At 29.9% G+C, this 16,398-nt stretch carries 10 protein-coding genes, 1 tRNA gene and 1 pseudogene; 10 read left to right on the top strand and 2 right to left on the bottom strand.

What is annotated here, in order from left to right; genetic code table 11:
- Together L8X30_RS05885 and L8X30_RS05880 are read left to right on the top strand one after the other, a co-directional pair.
- The coding region (locus tag L8X30_RS05885; protein ID WP_263679455.1) for an Ig-like domain-containing protein at positions 1-2,446 on the top strand (2,446 nt) is incomplete at its 5' end.
- Positions 2,447-3,282: 836 nt separating this feature from the next.
- The gene (locus L8X30_RS05880) at positions 3,283-3,555 is read left to right on the top strand and encodes a hypothetical protein (RefSeq protein WP_263679454.1); all 273 of its coding nucleotides are present in this window, start codon (positions 3,283-3,285) and stop codon (positions 3,553-3,555) included.
- A gap of 68 nt (positions 3,556-3,623) precedes the next feature.
- Here L8X30_RS05880 and L8X30_RS05875 read toward each other — a convergent pair.
- A tRNA-Leu gene (locus tag L8X30_RS05875) sits at positions 3,624-3,710 on the bottom strand.
- Between the two features lie 157 nt (positions 3,711-3,867).
- Here L8X30_RS05875 and flgL point away from each other — a divergent pair.
- Both flgL and L8X30_RS07960 read left to right on the top strand, forming a co-directional pair.
- Positions 3,868-6,090 (top strand): flagellar hook-associated protein FlgL, encoded by a 2,223-nt coding sequence (gene flgL, locus L8X30_RS05870; protein WP_263679453.1) that lies wholly within the window; start codon positions 3,868-3,870, stop codon positions 6,088-6,090.
- A gap of 1,361 nt (positions 6,091-7,451) precedes the next feature.
- Positions 7,452-8,972 (top strand): annotated as a pseudogene (locus L8X30_RS07960) (DNA translocase FtsK); the annotation flags it as partial.
- On the opposite strand, the gene mltG reads toward L8X30_RS07960, so the two are convergent.
- Positions 8,973-9,926, bottom strand: a complete 954-nt coding sequence (gene mltG / locus L8X30_RS05860) for an endolytic transglycosylase MltG (protein WP_263679452.1) — start codon at positions 9,924-9,926, stop codon at positions 8,973-8,975.
- Here mltG and L8X30_RS05855 point away from each other — a divergent pair.
- From L8X30_RS05855 to L8X30_RS05830, 6 genes are all read left to right on the top strand, one after another.
- Positions 9,913-12,414: an AsmA-like C-terminal domain-containing protein gene (locus L8X30_RS05855; RefSeq protein ID WP_263679451.1), complete on the top strand. Its 2,502-nt coding sequence runs from the start codon at positions 9,913-9,915 to the stop codon at positions 12,412-12,414. The genes mltG and L8X30_RS05855 overlap by 14 nt on opposite strands.
- 18 nt (positions 12,415-12,432) lie before the next feature.
- On the top strand, positions 12,433-13,329 hold the full coding sequence (locus tag L8X30_RS05850; RefSeq protein ID WP_263679450.1) for a malate dehydrogenase: 897 nt from the start codon (positions 12,433-12,435) through the stop codon (positions 13,327-13,329).
- A gap of 171 nt (positions 13,330-13,500) precedes the next feature.
- Positions 13,501-13,815 (top strand): 2-oxoglutarate:acceptor oxidoreductase, delta subunit, encoded by a 315-nt coding sequence (locus tag L8X30_RS05845; RefSeq protein WP_039668439.1) that lies wholly within the window; start codon positions 13,501-13,503, stop codon positions 13,813-13,815.
- An 8-nt stretch (positions 13,816-13,823) separates the two neighbouring features.
- Positions 13,824-14,948, top strand: a complete 1,125-nt coding sequence (locus L8X30_RS05840; protein ID WP_263679449.1) for a 2-oxoglutarate synthase subunit alpha — start codon at positions 13,824-13,826, stop codon at positions 14,946-14,948.
- Position 14,949: 1 nt separating this feature from the next.
- Positions 14,950-15,795, top strand: a complete 846-nt coding sequence (locus tag L8X30_RS05835; protein WP_263679448.1) for a 2-oxoglutarate ferredoxin oxidoreductase subunit beta — start codon at positions 14,950-14,952, stop codon at positions 15,793-15,795.
- The gene (locus L8X30_RS05830; protein ID WP_039626146.1) at positions 15,792-16,349 is read left to right on the top strand and encodes a 2-oxoglutarate:acceptor oxidoreductase, gamma subunit; all 558 of its coding nucleotides are present in this window, start codon (positions 15,792-15,794) and stop codon (positions 16,347-16,349) included. The genes L8X30_RS05835 and L8X30_RS05830 overlap by 4 nt, the downstream gene beginning before the upstream one ends.
- Positions 16,350-16,398: the final 49 nt, after the last annotated feature.

Raw genomic sequence — 16,398 nt, 5'->3', positions numbered from 1 at the left:
CCTAGGCCAAAACCTCGCTAAAACATTAACTTATGTAGATGGAACTATATATACTCCTAGAATAGAATATCCAAGATTTAGAGGCGAAGCGAAGTTAATTCAGTATGATAGTCCTTATGAAATTAAAGTAAGTGGTTTATTACCTAATTCAACCATTGATAAAATCAGTGGAAGTAAAGGAGTAAAAGCTAAAAAAGAAAGCTTTAATGTTAATGATAATGGTGAAGCTACTTTAGAGTTTGAAGGTATTAGTGATTATAGTGTTAAAGAACTTACTATTAAGTTTAGTTATATTCAAAGAGGTATTCAAAAGGCAGAATTTGATTTAGATCCTATTGCAATTTTTGATGAATATAATTTAGTAATTGCAGGATATCCATTTACCATAAAAGCTATACCTAATGATAATGAAAGAGTTGCTTTAATAGGTGGTAATCCTGGTTCAAAAGTAGAATGGAATTTAAGTGGGGATGCTATTTTAAGCAAACAAGATACAGTATTTAATGATAATGGTGAGGCTAGAGCAACTATTACTTCTAAAGCTCCATTTAAAGCTAATCCTATTATTAGTGTAAATGCCTTGGGTAGAAGTCTAAGTGCGGAATTATCTTACGAAACAGTTTATACCCCAGAAATAGATTATCCTAGTCTTGAAGGACATGAAAAAATGGTTGATATTTTAGATGATTTTAATATTAAAGTAAGAGGTTTGATGCCAAATTCAGAAATTGATGATATTAGTGCATTCGGAAATTTGATAAAACCTGCGCAAGAAAAATTTAAAGTTGATAACAAAGGTGAAGTTATTATAACAATGAAAGGAGTTGACATAGAAGATTATTATTCAGTGCCTTATATAGATCTTCATTTTAGCTATATGAAAACAAAAACCATAAGAGAAAACTTTAATGCACTTGAAATATCTAAAAAGGAATATAAACCAGAAGTTAGTTGTGATAAAGAAGAAGTATATGATATACCAGATCAACAAGTAGTTTGCAAAATAAAAGGAGGAAAAGCTAAATCTCTTATAAGATATGATCTTACAGAAAAAGGAGATTTTGTAGTGCAAGCAGATGATCATTTTAATAACAATGGAGAGGCTACAATTATCGTTAAAACACAAGCTCCATATAAAAATAATTTTTTAATGCAAATAGAATCAGCGACTGTAAATCCAATGCATGATATTGTATCTATTCGCTACAAAAGCTATGATTTTAATCCAAAAATGATGAATCCTCCAAGTTTTAAAGGTCAAAAGAACACTATTGATTATGAAAGTGATGTTAATGGTATAGAATTTTGTGGGTTCTTTCCTAACTCTATGGTAATTTTCGATCAAGATCCTAAACATTTAAGGGCAAAGCAACTAGAACATAAAACAGACTCAGAGGGTTGTTTTACTGTTGATTTTTTTGGTGACGAAGATTATTCTACAAATGAATATCCTAAGGCTGAATTTGGATATACATATGATGATAGATTTGGAAAAAAATATGCAGTCGATTATTTTAACTTGTATAAATATCATCCAGAAATGCATATTAGCAAAGAAAAAAGCAGAAGAAATAAAAAAGAAGAAATTGTTGTAACTTTAAAAAATGGAAGACCACATTCTAAAGTCGAATGGGATATAAATGGAGATTTTGATCTTGTAAGTAAAAATAGTGAATTTGATAATAATGGACAAGCCATAGTAACTTTAATGACAAAAGAACCTTATCAAAATGATATTTTAATTAGCGCTACTACTTTAGGTCAAAAGTTTATAGGAAAAGTACATTATCTTGATGATACGGTTTATAAGCCTAATTTTGGCTATCCAGTAACTCCTAAAAAAGATGGATCGTATATACCAAATTCTGTATTTTACCATGAGCCGCATAATATTATCAATGTCTACCATATGCGTCCAAATAGTAAATTTAAAATAGAACCTTCTTCTATAACCGTTACAATATTAAATGAAAAAGATGAATACATTAAGACAGATTCTGCAGGCAATGCAAAAATTGTATTTCAATTAACAAATCCAACCGTTAGAGAAATTTGGTTTACAATAACTTATGAGTCGCAAGAAGATGAATTCAAAACCATAAATACAGAAACAACAAACGTCAATTTTGCACCAATGCATTTTGAAAGTCGCGTTATAACATTTCCGAAAGATGATCCGCAATTTAGCTCTGAAAATGAGGTTTGGGTAAAAATAGAGACCTCAAACCCAAGAGGAAATTGCGTGCTTTCAAGTTATAGAGTAATAACTGGTCCTATAGTAGTAGGAAGTGGTGGTATCGGTTCTGAAAAAACAAGATTTAAAGGTGGATGGGAAAATTATGGTAAGAAAAAAATTCATTTAGATTTTTCTTGTTATGAAGGCGCTATCCATTATGTAGTGCAAACTTATGACTATAAAGATAATGATTTTCAAAAGAGTGAATAAGCTAGATGGTGTCAAGAGGGAGACTTGAACTCCCGACGACCTCCGGCTTATGAGATCAGCGCTATAACCAGCTGAGCTACCCTTGATATAAAAAAAGGAGTAAAATGCAAGGTCTAGGTTTTGCTGAGATCGTTTTTACATCGTCTTGTGTTTTATGAAGTGAAAAAAGCTAGCAAAATAGCTATTTTGATAGTTCAATTAAACCAATAATAGATAAATGTTATATTTCGCTTAAAACAGGAGTAACCATAGAATCAGTAGAATTTGTTTCAAATTCTACTGTAGAAGTTCAACCAAATTAGTATCTTGGTTATGCCAATTTTGCAAATGTAATAATAAAGGATCTGTTTATTTAGATTTTAAACCTCTTAAAAGTGTTACTAAGCATACTGGTAGAATTTTTTATCTTAAAGTGAAATACAAAAAAAAGATGGAACAGATGATGAGACAATTATAGGAGATATTGAGGTTTGCATACAACATATGATTCTTGGAAAGATCCTAGCTCATACTATATTAGTGTAACTTTAGCATTAACAGAAGGAGTCCTAGAAGAAAAAGTTGATTTTTAATTGAACAGAACTTTAGTCGGTCTTGGCAAAACTATGCTAGTTATACAAAGATGAGATCAAGAATTTGATCAAAGGTTGTAATATCAACCACATGATGCACAAAACTAGTGAGTGACACTCCTAGTTTTGTGATGATATTTAATACTTTGTGTGTAAATATCATAAATAGACAAGCAGTCACTTTTAATGGTGGAGATCATGAAAGATTTTATTAGTCGGATATATAGGCACATTTTATAATGTTGTGGAAAAAGAAAGAAATTTATGTCACTGTATAATTTTGCACAATTTTTATCTCTGTTAGCTCAGCTTTCAGAGGTAGATATTAAAACCCTTATAGAATATAAAGATTTATTGTTAAAAGCATTGTCATCTTTAAATGAATCAAAAACATTTGATGCAAAAGAGTGTACACGACTTATTAATACTCTCGAAGAAACTTTTTTAGATAAACTCCAAATAGAAGAAAGCAAAAAGAAAGAAATTTGCAAAAATATCATCAAAATACTAAAAAATCATTGGAAAATGTTTTTTTGAAAATCAAGCTGTAATGCAAAACTAATAAGAAATAATAAAATTAAAATAAATATAAAATAATAATTAAATGGTGCCCGAGGTCGGACTCGAACCGACACAAGGTTGCCCTTACCAGATTTTGAGTCTGGCGCGTCTACCAGTTTCACCACTCGGGCTTTTTTAAGATTTTAGATTAAAAATATAGAATGTAAAATTATACTAAAAAAAAATTAAAGCAATATAAAAATATTTATATAGTAAATTAAAATATCTTTAAAATTGGAACTTTTTTTGCTTGTAAATAATTAAAAAATTTATTTGCGGAGCAAGATAATGAGAATTAGTAACCAGTATACTTACTACACTTCTATACAAAACTACACGGATGGCCAGTCTTTACTTAATAAATATAATTTGCAATTACAAACAGGTCAACTTATACAGCACTCTTGGGAAAATGCCAATACTTATATTAATGGTTCAAGATTAGAATATGAACTAGCTAATATAGGTCAGGTAATTGAAGGAACTCAATCAGCTATGGAATTAGCAAAAAACACAGATACAGCTTTAAAAAATATCACTGAACTTTTGGAAAAATTTAAAACACTCTTAACAAAAGCTGCAAGTGATGGTAACTCTCAAGAATCAAGAGAAGCTATAGCAAAAGAACTTAAACTTGTGAGAGATTCTATTGTAAATATTGCCAATACTAGCATTAATGGGCAGTATTTGTTTGCAGGATCAAATAGTGCTAATATGCCTTTTGATAAATATGGAAACTATACTGGCAATAAAGATAATATTTTTGTAGTTAGTGGTGCTGGCACGCAAATTCCTTATAATATACCTGGTTGGGATTTATTTTTTAAACCTGATTCAAATATAAATAAAATCATTTCAACAAATGTTTCTTTCACTGATGCTCGTTATCCGGATAAAAAAGAATATTTAACAGGAGAGTCTAAATTTTCGCATTTAATAGGCCAAAATTATGTTCAAAATGGCAAACTTGATCCTGATAAAAATTTCGAAGATAGTTATGATGAGAAACTTCCTTTTCCACACTCATCAATGTATATTCAAGGCGTTAGACCCGATGGAACAAGTTTTAAAGCCACTTTGGATATAGATCCTGATGCTAAAATTGAAGATGTTTTAGAAAATATTGGAAAGCTATATGGCAACACAGAGGGAAATGAGGTTGTTAAGGTCGCATTGAATGATAGTGGCCAAATAGAAATAAAGAGTTTAAAAGAAGGAAGTAGTTCTTTAGATTTTCATGCAGTTGCCATGACACCACAACTTCAAGACGCAGAGCAAATTAAAGCCTTAAGTGAGGCTGCTCAAAGAGAAGGTATCAGCATGGACGAAGTTACCAATCGCATTATGCAAGCAGCGCATAATGGAGATTTAAATAATACTAAAAGTCCAGTAACTGTGGAAGTTGGCGGTGAGCAATTTACTGTTGATATTTACAAAACAGACTTTATAAAAAGCAATATCAATGGTAATAAAACCAATGGAGCTGATTTTGATGTGCCTTTTGAAAAAGATGGCAATACTGTTTTTGGAAATGTTTCTCAAGTGATTAAAGGCACTAGTGAGTATGCTACTGATAGTACAAAATTAAGTGAAGTCGTTGCAAATGCTAATGGTAGCATGGATGGCCAACAACTTCAAATGGAAATCACTTCTAGAAGCGGTCAAAAATATAATGTAACTATTGATTTAGAAAATTCTACTGTAAGTTATCCTGATCCAAATAATCCGGATCAAACCATTAGTTTTCCTATTACTCATTCTCAATATAATGAAGCAACTGGAACCTCAGTGGGTATGCAAACAAGACCTGAAGATATTACCTATGGTCAGTTAAATGATATTATAGGTATGTTTGCAAGCGATAATGTTCCTACAGCAACTATTACTCCAAATGCAAACGGAACTATTAATAATAATGATTTTCAAACTATCCAACAAGACATAGCTGATTCTAAGGGTTTTGTTGAAGTTAGTATGGACTATAAAGGTCGTATAAGTATTACTGATAAATTTTCAACTAATACAAATATAGGTCTTACCATTAAAGATTCAAATTCAAATAGCGGCTTTCCCCCAGCAGGAGAAGTAAGCAATGGTTCAGGTTTTGTATTTAGTGCAAATAATTCTTTAACTATCGATGATCCAAATATTGATTTGATTAAAGATTTGGACGAGATGATAGATGCGGTTTTAAACGGTAGCATGAGGGCTGATTCAGAAGGAAGTGATCCTAGAAATACAGGTTTACAAGGCGCATTAGAAAGGATTGATCATTTACAAGATCATGTTAGAAAAATGCAAACAACCATAGGAGCTTATACTAACAACATAGAAGAAACAAACAAAAGAATGACTTTTTTAAATGTTAATGTTGCTTCTATAAAAAGTGGAGTGACTGATGCTGATTATGGGCAAACATATATGATGTTTATGCAAACTATGGTTTCTTATCAAGCTATGCTTTCAGCTACTTCTAAAATTTCTCAAATGAGTTTATTAAACTACTTATAATTTTTGATATAATAGCTTTTTTCTTTATAAAAGGATGTGTTATAAAAAAAGAAGCTATTTTTATCATTTCTAATGTTTTTATTTTTTATTTTTGTCTAAGTGCTTTGATACCTGATCAAGCTTTAGTAAGTATTATAGGATACTCTTTAGCAAAACTTAGCTATTTTTTATTCGGCTCATTGACTAAATTTTATCCTTTTGTGTTTTTTTGGTTTAATTATCTTTTATATAAAAATGATTATAACTTTGAACTTATTGAGCGTAGATTTAGTGTAGCTATCTTTACTTGCATTTTTGCTTCGCTTATTTTTGCTTCAGCATTTTTGCAAGATAAAGGTTATATAGCTTCTGCTATGTTTGTGATTTTAGATGGACTTTTTGGAAAAATAGGTAGCTTAATCTTGGTGATTTTGCTTTTAACTTTTGCTTTTAGTATTTCTTTTCCGCAAATTATCAAAGAAGTGTTTAAAATAGATCTTGATTTTGATTTTTATTTAAAACTCGAAACTTTAATTAAAAATAAAATTTTTGGCTTTTTTGGTGGCGATAAGTATGAAAATGAAACCAAAGAAGAGCAAGAAAAGCTTAAGCAAGAGCTTTTAATCAAAGAGAAAAAAGAAGAGTCCATTAAAAAGGAAGATCTATCAAAACAAGAGACTCAAGAAAATAAAAAATTCAATCTTGAAGATTTGAAAAATCAAGAATTAGAAGAAGTGATAATTAGTGAAGAGGATAAAAAATTAAGCTCAAGTTATATTCATGAGCTTTCAGAGCCTATCGCAAGTTTTGCTCAAAAAGCTAGTCAAATAAATATAAAGGAAGATGAAATGACCCCTGAAGAGTATTTGTCAAAATATAAAAACAATAGTGAAGATATTTATACTCAAACCTTAAAAAGTAAAAATTTAGATGAGCCAAGTTATAAAAGACGTAATATGGACTTAAATGAAAACAAAGAAGAAGCGATAGAAGAAAATTCTTTATTTGCCAAAGAGCTTAAAGAGCGTGAGCAAATGCTACAAAAAGCTAAATTACTAGAAGAGTATAAAGCTTTACAAAAAGAAAAAATTTTAGAAGAACTTAATGAGGATTTTAAAAAAATTGAAGAATTAAACGCTATAGAAGCACAAAAAGAAGCTGAGTTTAAAAAAATTCAAAACAAAACTAGCTTTTTAGGGGTGAAAGATTTTAAAGATGAGGATTTTATCCCACAAAATGAAGTAAAAGAGCTAGATTTTAGTGAAGATGATTTTGCTAAGCCTGTTAGTATAGAAGAGCTAAGAAGTAAAAAAAACTATGAAAGTCCTTTTGTGGTAGAAGAAGTACAAATTGAAGTTAAAGAAGAAAAAGTTCCATTTGAGATTACCCAAGAGCCTATAGTAGAAGTAGTAGAAAATAAAACACACCATTCTATCACTAATGAAGTGAGTGAAAATAAAGCTTTGTTGAAAGATCTTGACTTTGGAAATTTTGAAAAACCAAAAGATTTTTCTTTACCACCTTTAGATTTTTTAACTATGCCAAAAGAAGGTAAAAGCGAGATAAATGAAGAAGAAATCGATAGAAAAATTTATGATTTATTGGAAAAATTAAGACGCTTTAAAATAGGTGGCGATGTAGTTAGAACTTACACAGGTCCTGTTGTAACTACTTTTGAATTTCGTCCAGCAGCAGATGTTAAAGTAAGTAAAATTTTATCATTACAAGATGATTTAGCTATGGCTTTAAAAGCTCAAACTATAAGAATTCAAGCTCCAATCCCAGGTAAAGATGTAGTGGGAATTGAAGTCCCAAATGAAAAAATCGATACGATTTACTTAAGAGAAATTTTAGAAAGTGAGGTATTTAAAAATTCTAGCTCACCTTTAACTATAGCTTTAGGTAAAGATATAGTAGGCGATCCTTTCATCACAGATCTTAAAAAGCTTCCTCATCTTTTAATAGCAGGAACTACAGGAAGTGGTAAAAGTGTGGGTATAAATTCTATGCTTTTATCTTTGCTTTATAGAAATTCGCCAAAAACCTTAAGGCTTATGATGATAGATCCTAAAATGCTTGAATTTAGTATTTATAATGATATTCCACATTTACTTACACCGGTAATTACTGATCCTAAAAAGGCGGTAAATGCTTTATCGAATATGGTAGCTGAAATGGAACGCAGGTATCGTTTGATGGCTGAGGCAAAAACTAAAAATATAGAAAATTACAATGAAAAAGTCAAAGAACAAGGTGGAGAAATCTTACCATTTATTGTAGTGATTATTGATGAGTTGGCTGATTTAATGATGACAGCAGGTAAGGATGTAGAGTTTTATATAGGTCGTTTAGCGCAAATGGCAAGAGCAAGCGGAATCCATTTAATCGTAGCTACACAACGCCCTTCAGTAGATGTTGTTACTGGGGTTGTAAAAGCAAATTTACCAAGTAGAATTTCTTATAAAGTAGGGCAAAAGATAGACTCTAAGGTTATTTTAGATTCTATGGGTGCTGAAAGCTTACTAGGGCGTGGAGATTGTTTATTTACCCCTCCTGGTATGAGTGGTTTAGTGCGTTTGCATGCACCTTTTGCAAGCGAAAATGAAATTGAAAATATTGTAGAGTTTTTAAAAGCTCAACAAGTAGTAGAATATGATGAGAGTTTTTTAAAAGATGATAGTCAAGATGGAGCTTATAAAAGAAGTGAATTTGATGATGGAGATTTAGATGAGCTTTATGAAGAAGCAAAGGCTGTAATCTTAGAAGATAGAAAAACTAGTATTTCTTATTTGCAAAGACGCTTAAAAATAGGCTATAACCGCGCAGCAAATATCATAGAACAACTTTCACAAACAGGTGTTTTAAGCGAACCTGATGCAAAAGGGCAAAGAGAAATTTTATAATTAATTTCTTATTGCCTTATTATGATCTTTTAAAGTAGAGGTAAAAATATGCTTATTAGTTTTTTTATCTCTTACAAAGTATAAATATTCTGTTTTAGCAGGAAAAATAGCTGCCTTAATAGCTTCAAATGAAACATTACATACAGCTTCTTTTGGTATGCCATTAAATTTATAAGTATTGTAAGAACTATTATCTGATCTTATTCTTTGTGGAGTGATTTTTTCATGAGAGTATTTTCCATAATTTAATGTTCCATCCATTTGAAGCTTCATGCCTTTTCTTAAACGATTTCTAATCACAGATGAAACTATAGGCATTTCTTCATTACTCGCTGCTTCTTTTTGTATAATGGAAGCTATGATGATATACTCATGCCATTTTTTTTCATTATATTCTCTAAAAATTTTATAAGAAAGTTTTTTAAATTCACTTATAGAGTAAGCCAAAAGATATTTTACCAAAAGCTCTTCTGTGATACCTTTTGGAATTTTATAAGTTTCAGGAAAAAGCATACCTTCTTTAAAAGGACTTTGTTTGTAAAATTCCTGCATTAAGATTTTAACATTTAAATTTAACTTCGGTGCTAATTCTTCAAAGAAAATTTCAGTCGTTTCTCCAGGAATTAAAGTAATAGTTTCAAGCGCTGCCTTAGCGACGGTAAGCTTATGTAAAAATTCAGCTCTATTTAGTTCTTTTGTGCCTATATTTATCCAGCCAGATTGTGGATGGCCCAAAAAATATAAAGTATATTTATCAATACTGCTCATTTTATAGTTATTTTTATCTAATTGCGTTATAATCTTGCTAACAGAACCTTGTGGTATAAAAACCACAGAGTTTGTTTTTATAGGTAAAAGTAGATAATAAAAAATGGATAAAAGAAAAATTAAAATCAAGTCACAACATATTAAAAAAATTCTTAAATTTTTAGCATTACCTATGATACTTTTCATTGCTTTGTTTATTTACCTTAAAAATGGAATTTACATAGAAAAATTAGAATTTTCTTCTATTAATTTAGAGAAATTATATATTAAATTAGATAAAAAACTCATTTTAAATGCTAAAAAAGTCGTAGTAAATTCTCAAAGTCAAAGTACTCAAAATGAAACTAGCGCAAGTAAAGCTGTGCAGCTTATTAAAGATGTAAAATATATTTATTGGTTTTTTCAAGAAATCAATATTGATGAAATGTTTGTCAATAACTATCCTGTGGAGTTAATTTATAAAAATAATTTATTTTTTGTAAACAGTAAAAATCTTTTAGTAAAAGTGAATTTAAAAATTAGTGATAAAAATATACAAGCTAATATTGATAATTTTCTTTTAAAAGATCGTAATCTTAGCATAATTGGCTCCTTGCTCATTAATCCTAAGACAAAATTTTATACTTTTAAAGGTAAAATCGATAGTGATTTTTTAAAAAGTGATGTTAAATTTTCACTCAAAAGAGAAGAGATTGCTTATGAATTAGAAAATATCAGTTCAAATAATATTTCGCAAATTTTTGATATTTTAGTAGAAAATGGAGTACATTTGCCTTCTAATCTTGCTCTTTGGGTGGGTGGTAAGGTAAAGGCTGATTTTTATTTTATAGAAAAATTAAGCGGTTTTGCAGACTTTGGAAAGCATAGATATTATTTAAGCGATATCAATGCCAAAGGTTATGTAAATAATTTAAAAGTAGTTTTAGATAAAGGCATAGATCCTATCGTAAGTCCTTTTGTAAGACTTGAATTTGCTAAACAAAGACTTGATTTTATTTATGATGATTTGCGTTTTAATAATTATGATTTAACTCAAAGTCAAATTTATATAGATAATATGCTAAATGAAAAAGCTGGAATTTATATACGCATTAAAAGTGATAATGCTAGAGCTGATTATAGGGTTAATAAAATTTTGCTTTTATATGATATAAAATTACCATTTTTACAAAATAATGGTGTTACAAAGACTGATTTAGTATTAAAAATTCCTTTTGACCATCCTGAGAAAATTACTTATAATGGTAGTTTTAATATTATTAATTCAAATATAAATATAAGTGATTTTAAGATAACTCAAGCAAATCTTACTTTAAAAAAAGATAAGCTAGATATACAAAATGCAAGCGTGCAAAGTAGCATGATTAATGGTGATTTTAATGCAAGTGTTGATTTGAAGCAAAAAAAAGGTGATTTTAAAATCTTTATAACAAACTTAGAACTACCACAAGAGAGCTTAAAAATGGAAAATAAATTTCTTGATTTAAGCCTTGATTTTGATAAAAATATTAGTTTATATAATAAAGAATTTACCACAACTTTAAATTTTGATCAAGGTATGTCTGTTTATGTTGAAAAACTTGCAAAATATAAAAATTATTCTAAATTAATGCAAAAAAATAAAGTGCATGATGGGGAATTATCTTTAAATACTTTAAATTTCCAAGATTTTAATATAGATATTAATAATACTACTTTTGAATCATTTTTGCTTTATAAAGATAATAATCCTTATGAATATGATAGTTTTAATATAAAAATAAAAGGTAATGATTTTAATTTAACTAGTGCAAGTGGTAGTATTTTTGCACAAAAAGACAATGATGATGTAAATATTACTTTAAATAATATTAATTTATTGATTTCTCAACAAGATACGGAAAATACTTTAGATACTCTTGAAAATTCAACTTATAATATTAGTGGTAAAAATATAGATTTGATTTTAAAAGATTTTAATAAAACCTTAGATTTTGATCAATTTGACGCTAAAATTAAAAAAGATTCCGTAAAAGCTTGGGCAAATAGAAATGAATCTAGATTTGATTTTTTGTTTAAAGAAAATCAAATGCAAATTAGAGCTTTAAAAATGGATGATGATTTTCTAAACACCTTTATGCGTCAAAATGTTTTTGAAAAAGGTGAGTTTAATCTTTATGTAGATGGCAATAGCACCGATTTTTTCAAAGGTAAATTTTTATTTAAAGATACTTATTTAAAAGATTTGAAATTTCATCAACAGCTTTTAAGTTTTATTGATACCATACCTAGTTTAATTTTATTTAAAGCACCTACCTTTAATGAAAAAGGATTTAGTGTTGAAAATGCTGGTATAAGTTTTAACCGTAAAAAAGATCTTTTTGAAATAGACGCACTTAATTTTAATGGCGATAGTGCAGATGTGCTAGGTCAAGTTAAAATCAATTTAAGAAGCAATCAAGTGGATGGTTTATTAGAACTTAGAACGCTAAAATCAGCTAGTTCGGTTATTTCCAAAGTTCCAATTATCAATCAAATTATATTAGGTAAAGATAGACAAATTAGTACACAAATTAAATTAAGCGGAACAGTGGATGAACCTGAATTTAAGACCCAGCTTATCGCACAAAGCTTGCAACTTCCTTATCATTTAATTAAAAATATTTTTGAATTACCAGCTAATTTAGTGAAATAAAAGCAAAAAGGAGAAAAAATGAAAATCACTATCATAGGCGCAGGAAATGTTGGTGTAAGTATTGCTTATGCTTTGATTTTAAGAGAGTTGGTTGATGAGCTTGTTTTAATTGATATTAATAAAGATTTGCTTTTTGCTAGAGAATTGGAATTAAGTCAGAGTATAGCTGCTTTTAATTTTGATACTAAAATAACTTGTACGGATGATTATGTGCACTCAAAAGATTCTCAAGTGGTTATTTTTAGTGCAGGTGTAGCTAGAAAAGAAGGTCAAAGTAGGGATGAGCTTTTTGCTATTAATGCTAAAATTATGCTTGAGTGTGCCAATAATATTAAAAAATTTAACAACGATCCTTTGTTTATCATAGTAAGTAATCCTGTAGATTTTCTACTGGATACTCTTTATGAAAGTAAATTATTCTCATCAAAGAAAATCATTGCTATGGCAGGCGTTTTGGATAATGCTAGATTTAAATATGAAGTGGGTAAAAAACTAAATATAAAAACTTCTTATATAGATACTAAGCTTATAGGTTTTCACAATGATAGCATGGTTTTAGTAAAATCTCAAAGTAAAGTTCAAAACAAAGCATTAAATGAGGTTTTAAATGAATATGATCTTGCTCAAATAGAACAAGAAGTTAAAACCGGTGGTGCTAAAATTATTAAATATTTAAAAACTTCAGCATATTTAGCCCCTGCAAGTGCTTGTGTGAGGATGATAGAGGCTTTAAAAAGTGGAGAATTTTTACCAATATGTGTAATTTTAGATGGAGAATACGGCATAAAAGAAAAAGCTTTTGGTGCTATGGCAAGGATAAGTCTTGATGGGGTGCTTGAAATTTTGGAGTTAAAATTAGACAATCAAGAACAAATTGCATTAGAAAATTCTCTCATTCAGTATAATTATAAATAATTTTTAGGAGTTTTTTACTCCTAATGTTACTTTGCGTTATAAATACCTATTTGTTTTACTTTATATTTTAAATAATATTTACTCATGCTATAAATTCGCTATAATAAAAAGTTTGTTTTAAAAATAACTTTTGATAAAAAATCATTAAAAATAACAAAAAAATAGAAAGGAATTTTAATGGTAGCCCCAGAAAATACACCGGTTTGGGTTGATGAAGCAAGATGTAAAGCTTGTAATATCTGTGTTAGCTATTGTCCAGCTGGAGTTTTAGCAATGAGAGATGAAATCAGTGCAGTTTTAGGACAGATGATAGAAGTGGTTCATCCTGATTCTTGTATAGGCTGTAGTGAATGTGAAAGTCACTGCCCTGATTTTGCAATTTTTGTTGCCAAAAGAGATGAGTTTAAATTTGCAAAGCTTACGCCAGAAGCCAAAGAAAGAGCACAAGCTGTTAAAGAAAATAAATATAAAAAATTAAACGCATAGGAAAAACAATGAGAGAAGTGATATCAACAGGTAATGTTTTAGTAGCAAAAGCTGCGATTGATTGTGGCTGTAAATTTTTTGGTGGTTATCCAATTACCCCAAGTTCTGAAATAGCACATGAATTAAGCCATATGCTACCAAAAAATGATGGTACTTTTATACAAATGGAAGATGAAATTTCAGGTATTAGTGTGGCTTTGGGTGCTTCTATGAGTGGTGTTAAGTCTATGACAGCAAGTAGTGGACCTGGAATTTCTTTAAAAGCTGAGCAAATTGGTTTGGGTTTTATAGCTGAAATTCCACTAGTAATTGTAAATGTTATGAGAGGTGGTCCATCCACTGGTCTTCCAACAAGAGTTGCACAAGGAGATTTGTTTCAAGCAAAAGCTCCAACACATGGAGATTATGCAAGTATAGCTTTAGCTCCTGCTTCATTAGAGGAAGCTTACACTGAAACTATTAGAGCTTTTAATTTAGCTGAAAAATACATGACTCCGGTATTTTTGCTTTTAGATGAAACCATAGGACATATGAATGGTAAGGCTAAATTACCTGATTTAGAAGAATTAGAAATTATTAACCGTAAAAAATTTACAGGAGATAAAAAAGATTATAAACCTTATGCGGCAGAGGAAAATGAAGCTGCTACACTAAATCCTTTCTTTGAAGGTTATCGTTATCATATCACAGGACTTCATCATGGAGATATAGGTTTTCCAACTGAAGATGGAGTGATAGTAGATAAAAATATGAAAAGATTGTTTGGTAAGATTAAAAATAATACCGATGAAATTTGCACTTATGAAGAGTTTATGTGTGATGATGCGCAGTTTTTAATCATTGCTTATGGAAGCGTTGCAAGATCTGCTAAAGAAGCCATCTTAAGACTTAGAGAAGAGGGTGTAAAAGTAGGGCTTTTTAGACCTATCACGCTTTATCCAGTAGCTGAGAAAAAAATAGCTCAAGTGGTATCTAAATTTGAAAAAGTTATGGTTAGCGAGCTTAATATGGGGCAATATTTAGAAGAAATTCAAAGAGTAAGCAAAAGAGATGATTTTATTAGCTTACACCGTGCAAATGGTCGCCCTATAACCCCAAGTGAAATTATTGCTAAAGTAAAGGAGAATATGTAAAATGGCTTTTAATTACGATGAATATTTAAGAGTGGATAAACTTCCAACACAATGGTGCTGGGGTTGTGGGGATGGAGTTGTTTTAAAAGCTATTATTAGGGCTATTCAAAAACTTGGCTGGAATATGGATGATGTTTGCTTAGTTTCTGGTATAGGTTGTAGTGGTAGAATGAGTTCTTATGTAAATTGTAATACAGTGCATACTACCCATGGTAGAGCTATTGCTTATGCAACAGGGATTAAACTGGCAAATCCTAAAAAACATGTAATCGTAGTAAGTGGGGATGGTGATACTTTAGCAATTGGTGGAAATCATACCATCCATGGATGTAGAAGAAATATAGATTTAACTCATATTTTAATCAATAATTTTATTTATGGTCTTACAAATTCACAAACTTCACCAACTACTCCACAAGGTTTTTATACTGTTACTGCTCAAGCAGGTAATATAGATCCAAATTTTGACGCTTGTGAACTTACTAAAGCTGCTGGGGCTTCTTTTGTAGCAAGAACAAATGTTATTGAGGCAAATAAACTTGAAAATATCATTTTTAAAGCTTTATCACACAAAGGTTATAGTTTTGTAGATGTATTTTCAAACTGCCATATTAATCTTGGTAGAAAAAATAAAATGGGTGAAGCTGTAAGCATGCTTGATTGGATTAAAAATCGTTGTGTTGAAAAAAATAAATTTGAACAATTAGACTATGAGCAAAGAGCAGATAAATTTCCTACAGGAATTTTGCATCAAGATGAAAGCAAGACAGAATATTGTGAAGCTTATGAAGAAGTTAGAAGAGCCTTGAAAGAAAAAAGAATGGTTGATTTAGGAGCATTAAAATGAAATATCAATTAAGATTTTGCGGTGAAGGTGGACAAGGGGTTATCACTGCAGGTGAAATTTTAGCTAAAGCTGCCATTAAAGAAGGGCGCAATGCTTTTAAAGCTTCTACTTATACTTCTCAAGTTAGAGGCGGACCAACTAAGGTTGATATTATTATTGATGAAAGTGAAATCTTTTTTCCTTATGCAGTAGAAGGTGAAGTTAGTTTTATGCTTTCAACTGCTGATAAGGGTTATCATAGTTTCAAAGATGGTGTTTGTGATGGTGGAGTTATAGTTGTAGAGCCAAATTTAGTTCACCCAAGTAAAGAAGATTATGCAAGATGGAAAATTTTTGAAATTCCTATTATTACTATAGCTAAAGAAGAAGTAGGTAATGTAGCCACTCAATCAGTTGTTGCTTTAGCTATAGCTGCTTATATGAGCAAATGTATTGATATTGATGCATTAAAACAAACTATGCTTGATATGGTACCTGCAAAAACTAAAGAAGCAAATGCAAAAGCTTTTGATTTAGGTATAGAATACGCTAAAAAAGCACAAGTAGTTTCTTGATTTTTCAAGAAACTCTCCTTATAAAATAATATTTATTAAATTATCGTTA

Source organism: Campylobacter sp. CNRCH_2015_0338h, from assembly GCF_025772785.1.
GTDB lineage: Bacteria > Campylobacterota > Campylobacteria > Campylobacterales > Campylobacteraceae > Campylobacter_D.
The sequence above is the reverse complement of the archived record's forward strand: the minus strand, read 5'-3'. Positions and strand labels throughout refer to the sequence as shown.

Coding starts and splice junctions, on each gene's coding strand:
- L8X30_RS05880 (WP_263679454.1), top strand. CDS start 3,283: ATGTCACTGTATAATTTTGCACAATTTTTATCTCTGTTAGCTCAGCTT.
- flgL (WP_263679453.1), top strand. CDS start 3,868: ATGAGAATTAGTAACCAGTATACTTACTACACTTCTATACAAAACTAC.
- L8X30_RS05855 (WP_263679451.1), top strand. CDS start 9,913: ATGATACTTTTCATTGCTTTGTTTATTTACCTTAAAAATGGAATTTAC.
- mltG (WP_263679452.1), bottom strand. CDS start 9,926: ATGAAAAGTATCATAGGTAATGCTAAAAATTTAAGAATTTTTTTAATA.
- L8X30_RS05850 (WP_263679450.1), top strand. CDS start 12,433: ATGAAAATCACTATCATAGGCGCAGGAAATGTTGGTGTAAGTATTGCT.
- L8X30_RS05840 (WP_263679449.1), top strand. CDS start 13,824: ATGAGAGAAGTGATATCAACAGGTAATGTTTTAGTAGCAAAAGCTGCG.
- L8X30_RS05835 (WP_263679448.1), top strand. CDS start 14,950: ATGGCTTTTAATTACGATGAATATTTAAGAGTGGATAAACTTCCAACA.
- L8X30_RS05830 (WP_039626146.1), top strand. CDS start 15,792: ATGAAATATCAATTAAGATTTTGCGGTGAAGGTGGACAAGGGGTTATC.